Source organism: Sinomicrobium kalidii, from assembly GCF_021183825.1.
GTDB classification, from domain to species: domain Bacteria; phylum Bacteroidota; class Bacteroidia; order Flavobacteriales; family Flavobacteriaceae; genus Sinomicrobium; species Sinomicrobium kalidii.
Genome location: NZ_CP089211.1, coordinates 300,939 through 321,097 on the forward strand (window position 1 = coordinate 300,939; position 20,159 = coordinate 321,097).

Consider the following 20,159-nt stretch of genomic DNA (forward strand, 5'->3'; position numbering starts at 1 on the left):
TCAATTCAATTTAAAATTAACATTCACACCGAAAGATCTCGTCGACGGCAGGCTTGTCCCTTCGATCCCCGTATAATTGATCGTAGAACCAAAATTGGCCTCCGGGTCTATATTATCCGCCTTTCTCATTAAGAAAAAGAGGTTCCGCGCCACCAGGGATATATTCACTCCCTTTAATACGGATATTTTTTCAAACATTTCATCCGGAAAGGTGTATCCTATCGCCAACTGCCTGAGCTTGATAAAATCGCCATCCACTACACTGGTCCTGGTAACATTTTGCACCAGAGCCTGATAATACTCCTCGGCCGGTGCGGCTACCCCATTGGTCGTAATCCCAGTTTCCCGGCCTGTCAGGGTATTTTTATGCAACCCCCTGTAGTGCGAATAATATTCGGTGGCCGATAATACTTTATTTCCATAATTATAGTCTATGAGGAACGACAGATTGAAGTTCTTATACCTGAATTCGTTATTCCAGCCTCCGTACAGGGTTGGCAGCACAGTGCCCCAGGTTTTCAGATCTCCTCTTACCGGAAGCCCTGCATCATCCACCATAATATTTCCGGATTCGTCATAGGCATAGTCATATGCCATAATCTGCGGCCCGGCTTCACCCTCTACATAAGCTGTCACAGCATCTCCAAGGGTAGCCCGGTTTTGCCCCAGTGTTATCGGGTTACCATTCTCATCTGTATTTAAAACCTTGTTTTGAACAGCGGAGAGGTTGAATGAACTTCTCCATGAAAAATTCTCATTCCTTACAGGCATTCCTGATATGAGTACTTCAAGTCCCTTGTTCCGGGTAGAACCTGTTGCCACCCAGCCGCTGTTAAAGCCCGAAGCAATACTCAAGTTCGTCGCTATGATCTCGTCATGTGTCTTCTTGTCGAAATAAGCGATATCAAACGTAAGCCTGTTACTGAAGAAGTTCAGTTCCATTCCAAATTCCATTTCGCTTGTGGTAAAGGGTCTTAGATCTATATTAGGCAGGGCCAAGGGCGATTCTCCCGTAGGCGCCCCGCTATAGGTGTTCCCTGAACTGTAATAGAACTGGTTCTGGTAAGCTTCAGCCGGTTCTCCGCTGGTCACGGCATAGGAGGCTCTTAACTTTCCAAAACTAAGACTTTCCATGTTTAAAAATTCGCTGAAGATAAAGGCTCCTGTTATTGAAGGTGAGAACAGACTGTTGTCTGACATTTGTGGCGACGATAGCGTAGAGTACACGTCATAACGGCCCGTAGTGGTCAGGGTAAGGAAATCTTTATATCCAAACCCGACAGAGTAATAGGCAGAATGTACTTCTCTTTCGTTAAATAAGTATTCTCTGTTAAAAGTTCTCAGATTCGTAGGTGAATAAAGGAACGGTATAACGAACTGCGCCCCGTTTAAACTCACCGATTCAAACTTGTTCTTCCTTAAATTGGCTCCTGCCAGGGCATCCAGTTCTATATCCTCAGTAAGATCTACCGTAGCACCAAATATACCGTCTACGTTCAATTCCGACCTTTCCGATTGTCCTCTTCGATTCAAAGCTCCTTCCAAATTCCGGGTATATCCTAATCCCGTAGGTTCTACGCTAAAGAACTTATCATTAGATATATCGTTCCCCACTCTCAACATGGCATAAATGCGGGACGTAAAATTGTATTTTGCACTCAGCATTGATATGGTACGCCTCCTGTCCTGATCATTTATACCTCTTTCTGTTATAAAATAAGGGTTTGTCACAAAATTGTCATCACTGAATATAGTTTCTGCCCCGGTTTCGGGATCATAGCCAGGGGCAAAAATGGAATGGTCCACATTAGGAGCAAGGAACAAAAAATTATTGGGGTTCCTCGGTCCATCGCTCAGAAAAGGAATATTGTCTGACCTCTGGTCTATGTAATTCACCATGGCCGATATATTGAGTTTATCCGTTATGTTCTGATCTACATTAAGAGTCACTGTATTTCTTTGTATATCGCTGTTGGGAACGATAGAATTTGAAGTCAGGTTAGACAATGATAACCTGAAAGATCCCGATTCCATGCCTTTGGAAACCGATATGCTGTTGGTAATATTGGACCCGGTCCTGTAAAAACTCAAATAATCGTTTTGAGTCGGTGCATAACTGTATTGTTCACCGTCATAACCGATAACACTGCCACCGTCGAGGCGCTCCCCCCAGGCAAACCTTGTTGTCCCCAAGGCTTCGGCCGCCGTGGTAGGTCTGAATCCTTCGACACCCTGTCCGTATTGTTTTTGAAAATCGGTAAAGTCTACCGCATCTTCCATCATTGCGTTCATGGTGTAGTTCAGCGACCAATCATCCTGCTTACTTCCTTTTTTGGTGGTGATCAGGATTACACCGTTCGAGGCCCTGGACCCGTATAAAGCCGAGGCCGACTGCCCTTTAAGCACGGTCATTTTTTCAATATCGTCCGGGTTTATGTTCCCTATACCATCACCGTTGTCTCCGCCGCCCCACTGGCCTGCAGATCCTCTCTGAGTGTTGTCCATCGGAATCCCATCAATCACATATAAGGGCGAACCCGTTCCGCTAATACTTGGTAACCCTCTCAGTGTAACCTTGGCTGTTCCCCCGGGCCCACTGTTCGTACCTTTTACTACCAAACCAGCTACACGTCCGCTTAAAGAGTTGGCCACATTAACCTCACGAGCCTGAGTGAGATCTTCACTACCCACTTCTGTAACCGCATAGGCTAATTTTCTTCGTTCCTTATTGATACCAAGAGCAGTCACCACTACTTCGCCCAGTTGTTCCGTACTTTCTTCAAGCGTAACATCTATGTCCGTTCTCCCGTTCACGGGTATTTCACGAGTCGCATAACCGATAATGGAAAACACCAGAATACCGTCTTCCGGTATATTACTTATCGTGTAATTACCGTCAAAGTCGGTTGAAGCCCCGTTATTGGTCCCTTTCAGGACCACATTTGCCCCGGGCAATGGCATACCGTTTACCGCCTCGGTAACCACTCCCGTAATTGTGATGTCCTGTGCCCAAACCAACTGTACGGACAACAGAGATAAAAACATCACCATGGCCATGGCTATTAGTTTATTAGACATACAATAAATATTTATGATTAATATGGGTTATTTGTCTTTAAATTAACATTAAACACCCATAAATGTTATGGTAAAGTTGATATTTGGCAAAAATTTTCGACCAACAACTACTCTGCATAGCTAAAAAACAAAAGCCCCTAACCTTTATTAACTGTATTTAGCTGTCCGCTTAGCTTAAACGAGGCTTTAGTCATGCTTTCTTCAATTTAATCCAAAAGGTTGCCCCCTGATCCTCCCTGGAAAGCAGACCAATACTTCCTCCCATGGCTTCTACAAATTCCTTGGAGATGGCAAGTCCCAGCCCGGTACCTTCGGACGAGTCGTTTTTAAGCCTGGAATAAGGTTTGAATATCGTTTTCTTTTGTGCAAGGCTCACCCCTTTTCCACGATCCGTTACGGAAATCCTAACAAAGTAGTCTTCTACTTCCGCATTTACCTTTATCCCTTCCCCTTCGGGAGAATAACGGATGGCATTGGTCAGGAAATTATTCAATATCCAAATGGTTTTCTGTGGGTCGACCAGAACTTCCTGTTTATCTATGGCCGAAAGGCTTTGTACGGTTAGTCCTTTCTCTTTGATAAAAGGTTGTATTCCCATAACGGCAGAATCTATCAGGTAACCTACTTTTGTCCGGGAACTCAACACATCGATACTCCCGCTTTCTATTTTGGACAGGTCCAGTATTTCGTTAATGGTTCTTTTAATCCGGTCGTTGTTTTGCATAATGGTCTCTACCCATTCCCTCTGTTCGTCGTTCAAAGTCCCGGCCTTTTCATTTTGTAATAATCCCACTCCCATATCGATTGCCGCAACGGGAGTTTTTAATTCATGGCTTAATGTGGCCATAAAACGGGTTTTGGCCTTGTCCTTATCGGCAAATGCCGTGATATCAGTCAAAATGATCACGTGGCCTATCAGCACTTTTCTTTCCCCTTCCCCTGTTGGAGTTGTTACGATATCAATAATATCTTTAGAAAACAGCTTTTCACTCCTGCCTTCCGTTACTTTTACAGGAGATTGTGCCTGCCCGCCGAGCATAAGTTCCCGGATCAGGTTTTGCATCAACTCATTGTGTATGGCAATATCGGGGGCATATTTTTCGTGAACTTCCTTTTGCGTTAATCCCAACAAGGCAAGTGCTCTCCGGTTTACAAACAGGATATTTTTATTCTGGTCCAGTCCAACCACAGCTTCGGAAAGCTGGTTGATGATCGTATCGAGCCTGTTCTTTTCGAAAAGGATTTTCGCGTAGTTACTCTGTTCAAATTCCCTGAGTTTTAACGCCATTAAATTAAAAGATGCGGCGAGGTGCCCGAATTCATCTTTTCTGCCGGCAGGAATGTCTACATCGTATATTCCCCTGGACACCTTATCAATGGCCTTGTCAAATATCCTGATGGACCTGGTGAGATAACCGGGCATGCCGAAAGTAAAGAAAAGCCCGATAACCAGCGTGGCAAAAGCAATAGTCACCATGGAAACAAATACCCTGTCGGAAATGTTCTTCACCCGCCGGTTGCTCTCCAGTATTTTTTCCTGGTTGATCCCGTAAATCTGATCGGTTATCTCCCTTATTTGAAATATATATTCCAGGCTTTCCCTTTTTTGATCGCTACCCAGTGTTTCGGCAAAGCCCTTTATATTGCTTTCCAGTTTTTGGGTGAAGGCAGCTTCCCCGGTTTCGGTGATATTGGCTTTTTGAAACCTGAGCTGGGTATCCAGTTCCGACAAATGTCCGTCGACCCGGTCAGGCTGGTCGAAGACAAGTATTTTTTCAACAGCATCAATTTCCGTGTTGATACGTTGCATATACTGCAATGTACGGTTATTGTCCTTCAGAATGGTGGAAGCCTCATTGCCCAGTTTCTTGACATAAAAACTGCCCACCAATCCCAATAACAGGATGATGATAAACAAAAACCCGAAGGAGAGCAATAATTTGGTTTTGAATTTCATTTGCGTATGTTTAAGTTGTCGATTACCGGTTGCCTGTAACAATTAACCGATTCCCAACCCCAGACTTCCGGCTTCGGAGGTCCGGCTATCAAAATACAATAATAACATCGATCTCGGTATCCAGTAAATACTTTAATAATTTATCAAAGTAATTCTTTCCCCGTAATTGCCTCCAAAGGGAAAAGTGGGGTTTTCCCATGACGATGTTGGTAATTTTCAGTTCCACGGCCTTATGGAAAATCGCCCCGGAGATATTATCTTCCCTCAGGATAATGACCTGTCCCCCCAATTCCCTGGCCATTTGCATATTGTTCAACAGTTTACGCTGTGTTCTCAGGTCGATCTTAAATACATCTTCCCGGGGTGTTTTTACATAAATTACAAACCATTCCGCATGGTAATAATCGGCCACTCTCGCCGTCTTTCTTATAATGTGTTTGCCGCTTTCATAGTTGGTACTGATACAGGCCATAAAGCGCTCCAGCTGCATACGTCCCTTGACTGGTAAACTGCTTTCTATTTTCTTTTCCACCTGGGAGGCCACTTTGCGCAATGCCAGGTCGCGGAGCTGTAATATTTTTTCGGGCTGAAAGAAATTATCCAAGGCCCGTTCCACACGCTCGCCTTTATATATTTTCCCTTCTTTCAGGCGTTTGATAAGGTCTTCGGCAGGAAGGTCTATATTGACCACTTCATCGGCATCGTTCAGTATCCTGTCCGGGATGGTCTCCCTGATCTCTATCCCGGAGATATTCGCTACCCTGTCCGTCATACTTTGCAGGTGCTGCACATTAAAGGCCGTAATGACGTTGATACCGTAATCCAGGAGTTCTTCCACATCCTGCCACCGCTTCCCGTTCTTACTTCCGGGAATATTGGTATGGGCCAACTCATCCACCAAAACCACATCGGGCCGGGAAAGGATAATGGCATCCGGGTCCATTTCCTCCAGTTCCCTGCCCTTGTAAAAAACCTTTTTCAGCGGAATTTGCGGGATGCCCTGCACCAGGGCCTGTGTCTCTTCCCGATCATGGGTTTCAATAAGGCCGATCCTGATATCTACTCCCGCTTCCAGTAATTGATGGGCTTCCTGCAACATCCTGTATGTCTTTCCCACGCCGGCGATCATTCCGATATATACTTTAAGCCGGCCTTTTTTACGCCTTTGAATAAGGTGCAGGAAACGGTCTTTTTCTATGCTGTTATCAGGCATCTTTAAAAATTAAAGAGGTGGTCCAGATGGTAACCCAGGGTAACCATAAGTTCCCATCGCTCATTGATATTGTGGTTATCTGAGAACAAAGCAATATCCTTATCTGCACGGAGGAACCGAGCTTCTCCCCGAATGTAGCCGCTTGTTACCGGCCTGTATTCTCCTCCCAGGGTCAGGCCCCAGAGGTCGAGCCCTGTTTCTTCTCCCTTAACTCCCGGTACAAGACCGCTGATAAAGCCTTCCTTATCCCGGAACCTCTCTCCCCTTGCCGTGACCGACCACCGAGGATCGATCTGGTAACGGATTGTTGCCAGAGCATTATACATAAACGCTGTTTTATCCCGATCCCCTGCCGTATCGGACTGTGTTCCCATATCTCCTCCTAAAGTTATGAACAATTTATCGTTCAGCTGGGTGTTCAAATACAAATTGTGATATGTCCTGAATTGTTTCACCGGGAAATCATCCGGGGATTCCCGTCCCAGGAGATTGGTAAAGGTCAGGGAAGTGACGTCGTTAAATCGGTACTGCAACAACACCCCGAAAGACTTGGTATCGTTGACATCCTGAAAATAGTTGTAACCGTTTACCGCCCACAATTCGATATACAGCTTTTCAAAACCTTCATACGAGATTTTGGCCCCGGCCTGATAAAACGGTTCATTATAGGTGGCAACAGTGGTGGAACTCAGAAAATTGTTTTTCGGCAAAAAACTTTCCGTACCTATATGTGTGGTAAAGAACCCGGCATCTATCCACAGGTCCTTGGCTATCCTGAACCCAAGATTGGCTTCCTGGACGGCCCGGTATTCTTCGGACCATGTGGCCCGGGCTATATCTCCCCAATGTAAAGTAAGGTTTCCCCTGATCTTGTCCGAATCATAATGCGCTCCCACCTGGGCAACATTCAATCCGAACCGTTCGTTCCGGGAAGAGACCGTGGTATAGGGCTGGAATGCGTTAACATCGGTATCGTGGGTAAAATAACTGTAATAGGTATCCAAATATCCCGAAACGGTCAGGGTTTTTGTTTTTTCCTGGGCCTGGACAGTACCGAGGCTCAGGAAGGCAGTAAGAAAAAATGGAAAGGATTTCATCTGTCTGTTTTTAGATCGATGACAAATGCACTCTGAAATGTATGGTTGTACCTTTTGTTACCGACCGACTGTTTTTGTGTATACTCCATTTATTTTATAAATCTACTCGTGCTCTAATTCCCCAATTCGTCCAATGCCATATTAAGTTTCAGCACATTGACATAATTAGCAGGACCACCTAAAAATGAACTTTCCGTATGACTTTCTATCAATTCCCGTAATTTATTTTCAGAAATTCCCCTTACTACTGCAACGCGATTGACCTGGACCAGGGCAGCTTTTTTGGAAATATGAGGGTCTAGCCCCGAACCGGAAGCGGTAACAAGGTCTACCGGAATGTCCTTTTTAGCCAGCCCGGGATGGTATTTTACCAGGGTATCTATCCTGTTTTTCACCAGTTCGAGATATTCGGGGTTCGCAGGCCCGTAGTTAGATCCTCCCGTAGAAGAGGCATCGTAATCCACTGCGGACGAGCGGCCCCAGAAATATCGGTTGCTGTGAAACTGCTGGCCGATATTTTCAAATCCCACCAGCTTTTTCCCCTTATAGATAGGATTGCCCTGAGCACCGTCCGGAGCGAGAACAGTACCCAGCCCCACCATGGCAAGCGGATACCCGATACCGAAAAGCAGGAGTGTCAAAAAGCTTAAACCGAAAATGGTTCTTAGTGTTTTCATTTTTTTATATTTTACAAGAATAGATTAACAATAACATCGATAAATTTTATCCCTATAAACGGCAGGATAATGCCTCCCAGGCCATACACCAGCAGGTTCCTTGTCAACAGCTGGGATGCACCCATCGGGCGGTATTTGACACCGCGCAGGGCGAGTGGGATTAATGCTGGAATGATCACCGCATTAAAGATCACTGCAGACAGTATGGCCGATTCCGGGCTGGCCAGCCCCATAATGTTCAGTACGTTCAGTCCGGGAATACTTATGGCAAACAAGGCCGGGACTATGGCGAAATACTTGGCCACATCATTGGCGATGGAAAAGGTAGTGACATTTCCCCGTGTAATCAGTAGTTGTTTACCGATCTCTACCACTTCCAGCAGCTTGGTAGGGTCATTGTCCAGGTCCACCATGTTTGCGGCTTCCTTGGCGGCCTGCGTACCGCTGTTCATGGCGATCCCCACATCAGCCTGGGCCAGGGCCGGGGCGTCGTTGGTACCGTCGCCCATCATGGCCACCAGTTTACCGGCTTCCTGTTCTTTTTTGATGTACAAGAGCTTGTCTTCCGGTTTGGCCTCGGCGATAAAATCATCCACCCCGGCCTGTTTAGCTATATAAGCGGCGGTCAGGGGATTGTCCCCGGTAACCATGACCGTTTTCAATCCCATTTTCCGGAACCGGGCAAAGCGCTCCTGTATCCCGGGTTTAATAATGTCTTCCAGCTGGATAACCCCTACAGCTTTTTTATCTACTCCCAAAGCCAAAGGCGTCCCTCCCTTTTCTGCAATTTCCCTGACCTTGTCCTGGAGCTGGCAGAGTAACTCCGGTACTATGTCACACCATTTTTCAATAGCGTCCCAGGCACCTTTCCGTATTTGTCGTCCGTCCTTGAGGTCTACACCGCTCATCCGGGTCTCGGCGGAGAATTTTACGAATTCGTCAACCTCAATATCTTTGAGATCATCGAGGAATACATCCGAGGCTCCGGCAAGTTCTATAATGGATTTCCCTTCCGGGGTGTTATCAGAAGCCGAACTCATGGCACATAAACGGGCAAATTCGGTTTCGTCCGTACCATCCAGGGAATAGAAATGAGTAGCTTTACGGTTTCCTATGGTAATGGTCCCGGTCTTGTCCAGCAGCAATACATCGATATCCCCCGCCGTTTCTACGGCCTTACCCGATTTGGCAATGATATTGGCAGACAGGGCCCTGTCCATACCCGCAATTCCGATGGCAGAAAGCAGTCCTCCGATCGTTGTCGGTATCAGGCATACGAACAGGGATACCAATGCGGCAACAGATAACAAGGTATTGCTGTAAGCCGCAAATGGCTGCAAGGTTACGGTAACGATCAGAAATACCACGGTAAAACTGGCCAGAAGTATAGTCAGGGCTATTTCGTTAGGGGTTTTCTGGCGATTGGCCCCCTCTACCAGGGCGATCATTTTGTCCAGGAAGGATTCCCCGGGCTCGGAAGTCACTTTTATTTTTATGGTATCCGATAACACTTTTGTTCCCCCGATAACGCTGTTGTGATCGGTTTCCGCTTCGCGGATGACAGGTGCGGACTCCCCGGTAATGGCCGATTCGTCAATGGATGCAAATCCTTCGGTGATCTCCCCGTCCGCAGCAATAACATCATCGGCTTCAGCAATAAAAATATCATTCTTCCGGAGTTCCGCAGCATTTACCATTTTTACCGTGCCATCTACCAACAGGCGTTTAGCCATGGTATTGGTTCGCGTCTTTTTCAACGCATTGGCCTGTGCCTTTCCCCGGGCTTCCGCAATGGCTTCGGCCAGGTTGGCAAACAACAGGGTAATGACCAGGATCAGGGTAATAGCGAGGTTATACCCGAAACTGCCTACACTTCCATTCTGGACAAAAAGGGATATACACGTCACAGCGATCATGACCAGAGTACCTATTTCCACGGTGAACATCACCGGGTTTTTCATCATGGATGCCGGACGGAGTTTTACAAAAGATTCCCTCCATGCACTTTTCAGGATGTTTTTATTTAATATCTTGCTCTTGGAATTCATTTTTTACCTATTTATAGTTTGGCTTTCGCCGTTTTAGTCATCAGGGACTTCAGGAACCCGTTAAAACGTAAAGTGCTCGGCTATCGGTCCGAGGGCCAGGGCCGGAAAAAATGCCAGGGCGGAGACGATGAGAATAACCGCAAGCAGGACCGAAGCAAAGGCCGGGGTTGCCAGTTGCAGGCTTCCCGCGGTCTGCGGCACCTGTTTTTTTACGGCAAGTGATCCTACAATGGCAAGAGGGCCGATAATGGGCAGAAACCTGGCCAGGAGCATTACTATTCCCGTGGTAATATTCCAGAAGGGGGTATTGTCTCCCAGTCCTTCAAAGCCCGAACCGTTATTTGCCGAAGCTGAAGTGAACTCATACATCATTTCCGAAAAGCCGTGAAACCCGGGATTATTTAACCAGTCTAAACCGGGATTTGCAGTAATCAGGTAGCTGGATATCGCCGTTCCGGAAAGGATAAACAACGGGTGAAGAATAACCACAATAGCTGCGATCTTGATCTCTTTGGGTTCCAGCTTTTTTCCAAGGAAGTCCGGGGTACGGCCAATCATCTGGCCGGCAATGAATACCGCAATGACCATAAAGACAAAAAAGTTGATAAAACCTACACCAACACCTCCATAAATGGCATTGATAAACATATCCAGGAGGAATATCCCGCCGGACAGCGGGGTATGGCTGTCGTGCATGGAGTTTACCGATCCGTTGGATGTGGATGTAGTGGACACTCCCCACATGGAAGATGCAATCGGGCCCAGACGGACTTCCTTACCTTCCATATTCACCGTTTGTTCCAGTCCTATTCCGGCAAAATTGGGATTGCCTTCCACTTCCTGCCAGGCCGATATGGCGACAAAGGATATGAACAAAAGGGACATCACCCCGAACAGGTATATGCCCAGCTTTTTCCGTTTCATATAAAATCCGAATGCAAATACCAGGGCCATGGGGATAAGCAATATGGCTATGTTTTCGGCCATATTGGTCAGGTAATTGGGGTTCTCAAAGGGATGGGTGGAATTGGGACCGAAAAAACCACCTCCGTTGGTCCCCAGTTGCTTGATGGCCACCATGGGCGCTGTAGGTCCACCGGCTACCATTTGCGTTTCTCCTTCCAGGGTAGTGACTTCCCGAAGGCCTTTAAAGTTGGTTGTGGTGCCGTTGAGCGTAAGTATAACAGACAATATTACAGCCAGAGGCAACAGGATACGGGTACAGCTTTTAAGCCACAGGCTGTAAAAATTCCCCAGGGTTTTGGAACTCTTGTTGGCAAGTCCCCGGAACAACAGCGCACAAGCTGCAATCCCGGTTGCGGCACTGACAAACTGTAGCCAGCCAAATACCGCCAGTTGAGTGAAATAGCTGGCTCCGGTTTCACCGGAATAGTGCTGTAAATTGGTATTGGTCATAAAACTGATGGCCGTATTAAAAGCCAGTGCAGGCTCCCAGTTTCCAATACCTACCGGGTTCCAGAATTTTATAAGCCTCTGGACGGAAAGAATGGCAAATGCCACGAGAAAAAACAGCAAGTTTAATCCCAATAAAGCTTTTGCATTCTGTTTCCAGTCCATTTCTTTATCGGGATTGACCCCGCTTATTCTATAAATCATTTTTTCTACCGGAGACATAAAACCCATCCCGTTTTTTTCTCCCTTAAACACTTTCACAATAAATTTTCCCAATGGCCAGGCCAAAACGGCTGAAAGCAGAAAAATCAGGATGGCCCCTATAATTTCATTATGTATCATGTTTAGAATTTTTCGGGTTTTACTATGGCATAAAAAAGGTAGGCCAGGGTTATTACGGCTAATATCAGAAGTACGATCATGATCTTATGGTTATTAAGGTTTATCGGATAAGGTTGTCAAACCAGTCGATGGATTTAAAAAGAATGATGAAACCTGCAATAGTCAGCAGGATCATCGCTAAACTCAAAAGTGCTTCCATAGTTGTATTCATTATATTTGTTTGATGTATCACGGTATGCCAATCCCGTGCCATCAGAAAATTCAAAAGGCAAATAAAACCGTAACCAATAAACAATCAATGCATTAAAAAAAGGAGTCTTTCCCTTAGAAAAAATAAAATCCTTTCAAAATGAAAAGGTTTTTTCAAAATGAAAGGGTGCGATAAGTATGAATGTGATATGGGAACTGTGATAAATTACAGGTCGATGTCGTATTCCTCCATTTTCCGGTAGAGTGTGGTAAGCCCGATGCCGAGCAATTTGGCAGCCCTGGTTTTATTGCCGTTCACATATTCCAGTATGCTTTGAATATGATCTTTTTCCACTTCTTTCAACGAAAGTTTCAATGCACTTTTGCCTTGATATCTGGAAAAATAAAAATCCATAGGAAGCAGTTCCGCTTCCAGTGTTTCTGTTTCTGCAAGGATCACCGCTCTTTCTACAATATTGCGCAGTTCCCGGATATTGCCTTTCCAGTGGTGGTCTATCAGAGCTTTTTGGAATTCCGGGCTCATCCCGGTGACCTGTTTTTTGGTTTTCAGATTAAAAACTCCTATAAAATATTCGGCCAGCATTGGAATATCCTCAATGCGTTCGTTCAGTGCGGGAAGGATTAGCGTAAAAGTAGAAAGCCTGTAGTACAGATCTTCCCGGAAATGCCCCGTGTCGACCCCGCCCTTTAAATCCCTGTGCGTAGCGGCGATGATGCGAACATTTACTTTGGTTTCTTTGGTATCCCCCAGCTTGATAAAAGTGCCTTCTTCCAGAAAGCGCAATATTTTGGCCTGCAAGTCGATATCCATTTCTCCGATCTCATCCAGGAACAAGGTACCCAGGTGAGCCTCTTCCAGCAGTCCCTTTTTGTCCTTCTGTGCCCCGGTGAATGCCCCGGCCTTGTGCCCGAAAAGCTCACTTTCCAAAATGTCCTTCCCCAATGCGCTGCAATTGATGGCCAGGAATTGTTCGGTTTTTCGCTCACTGTGGGCGTGAATAGCCTTGGCAAAAACTTCCTTCCCGGTCCCGGTTTCTCCATTGAGTAAAACCGTGGTATCCAGGGGCGCGACTTTTCGGGCCAGTTGTATGGCTTCCTTTATTGCTTTGGAGGTACCAATAATCTTATCAAATCCAAAGTCTCCCTGAATCCGGGCCTGCAATTTTTTGATTTTAAACCGGAGTTGCGATTTTTCAACAGCCTTGCTCACCAAAGGAATGATCTTCTGGTTATCGTCTCCTTTGACCAGGTAATCCAGGGCCCCGCTTTTTATAGCTTGTACCCCGTCGGGAATATTTCCGTAAGCCGTAAGGCATATCACCTCGGTCTCCGGGCTAATGTTCTTGTACGTTTCGATAAGGGAAATACCATGACCGTCCGGTAACTTTACGTCGGCTAACAAAACGTTTATCGCCTGTTGTTTTAAAACCTCTTTTCCTGCTTTTGCAGTACCAGCCTTGTACACCCGGTATCCTTCCAGCTCCAGGATGCGGGCAAGCATATTCAAAAGGTCTTTTTCGTCGTCAATGATAAGGATGGAAGGTACCACAAATTTCTGATTTAAGGCAAATTTACGGAGTCTATGGGATTTTTCTTCATATTTACCAAATGCTTTTTGTTTTACAAACAAAGGGGAAACGCGCTTAAAATTCGCTTTTCTGTTCCCCCCAACGCGTAATCCTTTTTTTAAAAATCTTTTAATACCGCACTGTCAGCCCCAATTTAAAACTGCTTCCTTTGCCCTTGGTATACAGATTTTCCCTGGTAAACCATTGGGAACGTGCCGGGAAGTAATCCTCATTCAGGACATTTTCCATGGAAAAATTCAGGGTCGTACTTTTAGTAAGCCGGTACCCCAGGTTCAGGTTCACCACATTATATGCTTTTACCGGCCCCTGGTATACATCATAGGTACCGCTGTCGTTCATAGTAAAACGATCGCGGTTGCCTATCCGGATAATCTCCCCGTATATGTCCAGTTTTTCTGTTGGGCTGTATTTTGCATACGCGGTGATCTTTGGTGGCGCAATCCTGTCCCCTCCCAGGTACACATCCGCTTCATCCGAGAAATCCCCGTTGTCGTTGACATCCCGTTTACCTTCGAGGTAACTGTATGTTGCCCCTATGTTTAAATTAGAAAAGGGATAGTAATCGATCGTACCTTCAAAACCGTATAATTTTTCCGGGCTTCGGACTACGTTAAAAATCCCTTCTTTAAATTCACCGCTCGAACCCAACTCCGATGTACTTATAAAACCAACGGCTTCCAGCCGGAGCTTTCCGAGCAACTTGCTTACAAATCCCAATTCATAATTATCCACTATCGAAGCTTCCGTATTGATGTTTTTTATATCCGTAACCCGGGCAGCCCTGAGAATCCTCCCGATATCATACACGGAAAAACCCTGGGAAAAACTGAAATAAGGACTGAACCAGGGAAATCTGTTATACCGTACCCCCGCATTAAACACGGTTGCCGTATACTCCAGTTCCCCTCCTTTTACCTCAAACCCGGGGTTGTCTATTTCTCCGGTAACCGGGTTCACCGTACGCAGGGTCGTATAATCGTCTACACCGATAGTGATACGTTCAACGCGTATTCCTCCCTTTAGAATCAGATCCCGTAAGAGATTAATTTTTAATTGTGCAAAGGGAGCCAGGTTCACCATATTCATTTCGGGTACCCAGGTACGCCCATCCACCAAGGGCTGGGAGGTAATATCATTGAGCAGGTCCAGTCCATAAGTAGCGGACACCGTGAGCTTATCTGTAAAAGTATGGGGGCTATGCAACACCACGCGGGCGCCTTTCTTTTCCGAATCGATCTGGGACTGGCCTCCGAATTCAAAGGAATCGGACCAAAAAAACGTGTTCGCTACATTCTGATAATAAAGGTCGGCGTGCAACGATGTTGATCCGAAAACCGCCTGATGGTTATAGGTAAGGTGCAAATTATTGTTTTTGGTCCCCTGCGGAACCCCTAAGGGCGTCCCCAATTCGGCAGTAGATTTCCGGCCGGTATCATAATCCCCGTCAACCTGTATATAATTGGTATTTTGTTTTGTGCTATAGCGATTATAAGTCAATACCAGCTTTTGGTTTTTCGCGATATCATAACCAATTTTAGCAAAGCCGCTAAAGCTGTTGGTCTCTCCGAGCCCGTAAGTGGGAGGCAATACATCTCCTTCCGCATCTTTATACGCTCCCGTCTGTTCCAAAGTTCCATTGATAAGATACGACCATTTGCCGATTTTACCGGAAAAACTCTGGCTTAACCGGCCTCCTATACTATTGTCGATATTGGTAAAAGCCCCGGAAGCACTCAGATCCGTACTACCGGAAAACGCCTTATCTTCATCGCTGTTCCTGGTAATATAGTTAATGATCCCCCCTTCCGCACCATTGCCGTAAATGGCCGTAGCGCCTTTTATGACTTCTACCCTTTCTATTAATGCTGGGTCCAGCGACCGGATATCCAGCTGACCGTTCCGCAGCGGTGTAGATTGCGATACCCCATCGATCATTACCACAAAATCCCTTCCCCTCAGCTTTTGCCCGAAGTTACTGGAGGTACCCGTACTCGGGGCCAATCCGGGGACTTTGGCACTCATAATATCCGAAATATTAGAGGTGATATTTAATTGCTGTTCCATAACTTCCCGGGAAAGAATCGTAACGGTAGTTGCCAGCTCGTCCCTGGCTTCCGGGGTCCGTGAGGCGCTGATCACTACCTCGGCCAGGGATTGTATATCCTCGGCCAAAACAAAGCGGACTTCCGTTAAGTGCGCGTTCAGTCCGATCTTCTTACGCTGTTTCACAAATCCTATAGTGCTGGCTACTATTGTATATTCGCCTTTTGGAATACTTTTAAAAAAATAGTGCCCGTTTTCGTCAGTAACAGCCCCCTTTGCCAGATCAGAAATATAAACATTTACTCCCAGCAGGGGATCTCCGTCTGCATCCGTCACTGTACCGGATATGGAAAATTGTTCCTGGGAATATATTATCTGTAACACTAAAGTCAGTAGCAAGGTCAGTTTAAATGTCCGCATAATGTTAAAATCCAGTTAAAATTGCGGGCAAATATATATTATTTAGACTAAATATTAATAATGATCATAGAGACTTTTTCAAATAAATAAACCATATGTATTATATATCATGAGGAGATATTCATCGTATATGATTTTCAATCAATACATGGGGTACAGAAAAAGGGGTATTATTCATCTTTAAATTTTTTAATTACTGTACCCACACCTCGTCACAGGCAATCATTGGTTTTTTGCGTTTATGGTAGCGCCAGAACGGCAATTGTTCAGGAGGAACGGCTTTTATCTTTATAAATCGTACCGGGGTTTCCTTTTGCAGGGAAAAAGTATGGGGCAGCATCCGTACGGAATAGTTCTCTTCCGGTGTGCTGTTTTTCAGCGCTCCTGTTTTCCGGTATGTTCTTCCGTCTTCGGAAACACTGACTATCACGGCTTCCGGCCGGAATATCCAGTGCCTGGGGTCTTCCAGGAAGTTTATTTCCACGGAGCTCACTTTTTTTATTTTTTTCATATCCACAACCACCTCCATCGGCACGCCGTAGTAGCACAACCAGTTATAACTGAAATCATCATAGCCCGGCACACCGTCGGTCAGTGTTCTTTTTCCCTTGGCAGGGTAGTCTTCCGTTGCCGGGTATTTCATCGCTGTGATCTCCCCACCCCTGGCGAGATTGGGACGTACACCGTTTTTAAAAATGTGCTCCCATTCTTTCTGATATTCCTCGGGACTCCGGCCTCCTTCCGAAAGCACCCTCACCCCAGCCTCCTCACAGACATCCGTAAAACGGCGTACCCGTTCGGGAAAAACTTTCCTTACCTTCCACCGGCCATTCTTACATTCAAATATGCCGTGCTTTTCCAGGCCGTAGAACCGGGCCTGTTGCAATACCGTGTATTCGTGCGTAAGCCGAAGCCTGCGTATTCGTACCTGACGCAGGGCATCTCCTTCTACAGCTGCCTCTGCCCGGTCCATCAGGGTACTGTAACGGTCTATGTTTTCAGGAGACAAGTAAGTATCATGGTCATTTACCGGGTTGCCGTAGATACTCAGGCTGACCTTGCCTTTTATGACATTGTTCCGTATCTCTTTAAGATATTTGTCCACAAAAGGGGAGGCTGTGCCGTAATAGCCCTTCAGGAATTCGCGGGTCAGTTTTTCCACATCGGTTTCAGGGTTCCAGAGCAATTTTGCCAGCAGGTAGCCTTTCAATTCTGACATGTCGCTATAAGTACTTCCGCTGCCTTGTGCAAAGACCCCTTTTACTCCCCGGTCCGAAAAATACTTCATGTTTTGTTTCAGTGCGGGGATGTCGGGAAAAGGTGCCAGGTAATTGGTAAACTGGGTGTAATAATCCCACACCATAATGTTGGCGGTTTTCTGTTTCCAGCCCCTTAAATTATTCCGGAAACCCGCTGCCGATCTTTCCCGGGGCAGGGCTTCTGTTCGCTGTGCATTAATACTGCTCAACATTACATATACATTATCGTCAGGAGCCGTTATCAGGGGAGGCTGTGCCGTATAGGTATAAGCCAGCGTAGTGAATATCTTGTCGGGAAACCGCCGGGCTATTTTGTTCACAAACCGTATCAAGGAGCCCTGCGGTCCACCTTCCTGCTCATCCACAGCACTACAACGGTCACATTCGCAATAACCGATGTCGTCATTCGGGCTTACAGACCAGTAAATGGCATAAGGCTTTTGTTCCATTTCTTCCTTAAGCCTGTTCACGGCTATTTCCAGCACTTTTTCATTGCTCAGGCAAAGCTGCACGGGTTTGCGCTTCCCGTCGACCAGCGCATAGTATTCCGGGTGGCCCTTAAAATAGACCGATGAGGGCACCAGTTTTTCGAAAGAATGTCCCCAAATCCCCCATAGATCCGTAAACCGGTGCAGTTTGTGCCACACCAGGTATTCATCGTCCCATGCGCCCGGGAAATACACTTCCCTGAACACAAAGGCGGGAGCTTCCTCCACTTCCGTATCTGCAGGAAGTACGAGTTTTTTTATTTCGGGAACATACGGAGGCTCGCCCGCATACCACTTCCGGCATCCCAGAAATTTTTCCACAAAAGTATAGACCCCGTAGCGCAGTCCCTGTCCCGATCCGCCTTTTATGGCCAGGCTATGGCCTTTTACCGTAATGCGGTAGCTCTCTTCCCCAGGCTTTTCCAGGCCTATATCGCCCGAAAACCGGGTATTCCCGATGCTTATTACCGGGAGATTCCCCGTTTCTCCCTCTTTTTGTACAACGAGGCTGACCCCGGTAACCCGGTTAAAATAATCCTGAAATACCTGAGCCGATTCCTTTTCCTGTTCCGAGGGGTTTTCCGGGATGAGGATGGTGTACCCGGATTTTTCATTATCGGCCAATATCAGGTCTCGGGCGTATGTTTGCCGTATAGTCATAACACATAAAAAAAACAGGGTGATGCTTACTGGTGACGGATATACCGGAGGTAGTTTCATAAGGCAAGTTCTTTATTGCGGATGTTTATAAAGCTATTAAAAATTACGGAACAGGGAAATATAAACATCGTACTGGTTCAGGTAGCGGCTATCCCCTATTTTCCGGTGGTTCCACACGGCATAGAGCGATATGGTGGCGAGATCTCCCAGGGTTTTCTGGTAGCCCACTCCCGCAGATTGGGAAATAAAACTCCCGAAGGCATTGTACTGGAAATTCCGGTTACGGTCGTCCGGAGAGGTCCCCGCCCCGAGGATCAGGGCCAGGTGATCCTTTTTTTCATTGAGATAATGTCGCCCTGTCAGGATATAGGCCTGGTGCCATTTGTCGGCATCTTTAATCATATATCCCCTTAAATTCAACCAGTTATTCCCGAAATATTTTCCGACAGACCAGGTTCCGGAATAGGTGTTGATCCCTTCGGAACGCAGGTACCTCATTCCGAGCTCACCTTCCCAGCCCTTATTAAAATTGCGATACAGGGAATATCCCAATCGCCATTTCGGGAACACTTTACTGTCAGACCACCCGGCCAGGATGTAAGAATAATATTTTTTATTGTGGATAAAATAGGATTCCAGTTCGGCCTGGAACCCATCCCCGGACTGCCTGTTGGCATAATTCAGGCGCCCCGTTAAGGTTGTCCCTTCGGGAAAATAGCGCATGTACTGTAAAGAGGTGATATTTGAGGTCCGTGTACCGTTGTCAAAAAAGGATTGCAAATGAATCACGCCCAGCCGGTTTTTCGAGGCTTTTCGCCGGAGTTTCCCCGTATATTCCCCATACCTCTGTTCTTCCGGGTAGAGGGTGTCGTATTGTTTTGCACTGGCTATGGCCTCTCTGTAATGTCCCAGTTTTTCCAATGCCCCGGTCTTTTGTCTGAGGAACCAGGCATTTTCCGGGTATACATTCAAGGCCTCTTCGGCGTACTTCAACACAGTATCGTATTGCTCTTCCCTGTAATAACCGCTCACCAGTCCTTTAAGCGCCACCGTATCTTCAGGGGAAACCTCATACACTTTCCTGTAGGTTTTGAAAGCGTCCGGCCATCGCCCTTCCTTTTCCGTTTTTTTGGCCTGCAGCAACCGTTGGTAAATATATACCTGCCTGTATTTCACACTGTCTTTATAGGTGTCCATAAGCTGTTTGCTCAATTCCGCAGCTGCCTTATAATCACCTTCGGCTTCCAGCAATCCGGATTTTTTAAAGAGGTATGCCTGGTTGCCGGGGTCCTGGTGCAACAGCTTGTCATAGAGAACGACAGCTTTTGTATATTCTTTCTGTCCCGTATAAACAGAAGCCAATCCTTTCAGGGCCGGAATGTGACCGGGATCTTTATCCAGCACATAGGCAAACTGTTTTTCCGCTTTTCCGGGTTTTCCGGAACGCGTGTACAACCTTCCCAGGAGCAGGCGAATATCTATATAGTCCGGGCTCAGTTCCAGACCTTTCCTGCAGAGTGCTATCGCCTTTTCATAATCCCGGTTTTCGCGGGTTTCTTTCAGGGCCATCTGTAAAAGTTCATCCGAAGACAGCCCGCTTTTCTGTTGCGCCACCACAACATGGGCACAAAGCAGGGTTATTACAAATATATATTTCATCCTTTA

At 46.3% G+C, this 20,159-nt stretch carries 12 protein-coding genes; all 12 read right to left on the reverse strand.

Features of this window, described 5'->3' with window-relative positions; genetic code table 11:
- Positions 1-3,078: a SusC/RagA family TonB-linked outer membrane protein gene (locus LS482_RS01125; RefSeq protein ID WP_233029899.1), complete on the reverse strand. Its 3,078-nt coding sequence runs from the start codon at positions 3,076-3,078 to the stop codon at positions 1-3.
- 190 nt (positions 3,079-3,268) lie between these two features.
- Positions 3,269-5,035, reverse strand: a complete 1,767-nt coding sequence (locus LS482_RS01130) for a sensor histidine kinase (protein WP_233029900.1) — start codon at positions 5,033-5,035, stop codon at positions 3,269-3,271.
- An 88-nt stretch (positions 5,036-5,123) separates the two neighbouring features.
- Positions 5,124-6,248, reverse strand: a complete 1,125-nt coding sequence (locus LS482_RS01135; protein ID WP_233029901.1) for a sensor protein KdpD — start codon at positions 6,246-6,248, stop codon at positions 5,124-5,126.
- Positions 6,249-6,250: 2 nt separating this feature from the next.
- Positions 6,251-7,345, reverse strand: a complete 1,095-nt coding sequence (locus LS482_RS01140) for an outer membrane beta-barrel protein (RefSeq protein ID WP_233029902.1) — start codon at positions 7,343-7,345, stop codon at positions 6,251-6,253.
- Between the two features lie 113 nt (positions 7,346-7,458).
- The gene (gene kdpC, locus LS482_RS01145; RefSeq protein WP_233029903.1) at positions 7,459-8,022 is read right to left on the reverse strand and encodes a potassium-transporting ATPase subunit KdpC; all 564 of its coding nucleotides are present in this window, start codon (positions 8,020-8,022) and stop codon (positions 7,459-7,461) included.
- 11 nt (positions 8,023-8,033) lie between these two features.
- Positions 8,034-10,070, reverse strand: coding sequence for a potassium-transporting ATPase subunit KdpB (kdpB, locus tag LS482_RS01150; RefSeq protein ID WP_233029904.1), 2,037 nt, complete (start codon positions 10,068-10,070; stop codon positions 8,034-8,036).
- Between the two features lie 60 nt (positions 10,071-10,130).
- A complete protein-coding gene (gene kdpA, locus LS482_RS01155) occupies positions 10,131-11,822 on the reverse strand; it encodes a potassium-transporting ATPase subunit KdpA (RefSeq protein WP_233031781.1) in 1,692 nt (563 codons plus the stop codon).
- 5 nt (positions 11,823-11,827) lie between these two features.
- On the reverse strand, positions 11,828-11,905 hold the full coding sequence (gene kdpF / locus LS482_RS21730) for a K(+)-transporting ATPase subunit F (protein ID WP_367890601.1): 78 nt from the start codon (positions 11,903-11,905) through the stop codon (positions 11,828-11,830).
- Between the two features lie 335 nt (positions 11,906-12,240).
- Positions 12,241-13,584, reverse strand: a complete 1,344-nt coding sequence (locus tag LS482_RS01160; RefSeq protein WP_233029905.1) for a sigma-54-dependent transcriptional regulator — start codon at positions 13,582-13,584, stop codon at positions 12,241-12,243.
- Positions 13,585-13,732: 148 nt separating this feature from the next.
- Positions 13,733-16,087 (reverse strand): TonB-dependent receptor, encoded by a 2,355-nt coding sequence (locus tag LS482_RS01165; RefSeq protein ID WP_233029906.1) that lies wholly within the window; start codon positions 16,085-16,087, stop codon positions 13,733-13,735.
- 193 nt (positions 16,088-16,280) lie between these two features.
- Positions 16,281-18,554 (reverse strand): glycoside hydrolase family 20 protein, encoded by a 2,274-nt coding sequence (locus LS482_RS01170; protein ID WP_233029907.1) that lies wholly within the window; start codon positions 18,552-18,554, stop codon positions 16,281-16,283.
- A gap of 36 nt (positions 18,555-18,590) precedes the next feature.
- A complete protein-coding gene (locus tag LS482_RS01175; protein WP_233029908.1) occupies positions 18,591-20,153 on the reverse strand; it encodes a YaiO family outer membrane beta-barrel protein in 1,563 nt (520 codons plus the stop codon).
- Positions 20,154-20,159 lie beyond the last annotated feature (6 nt).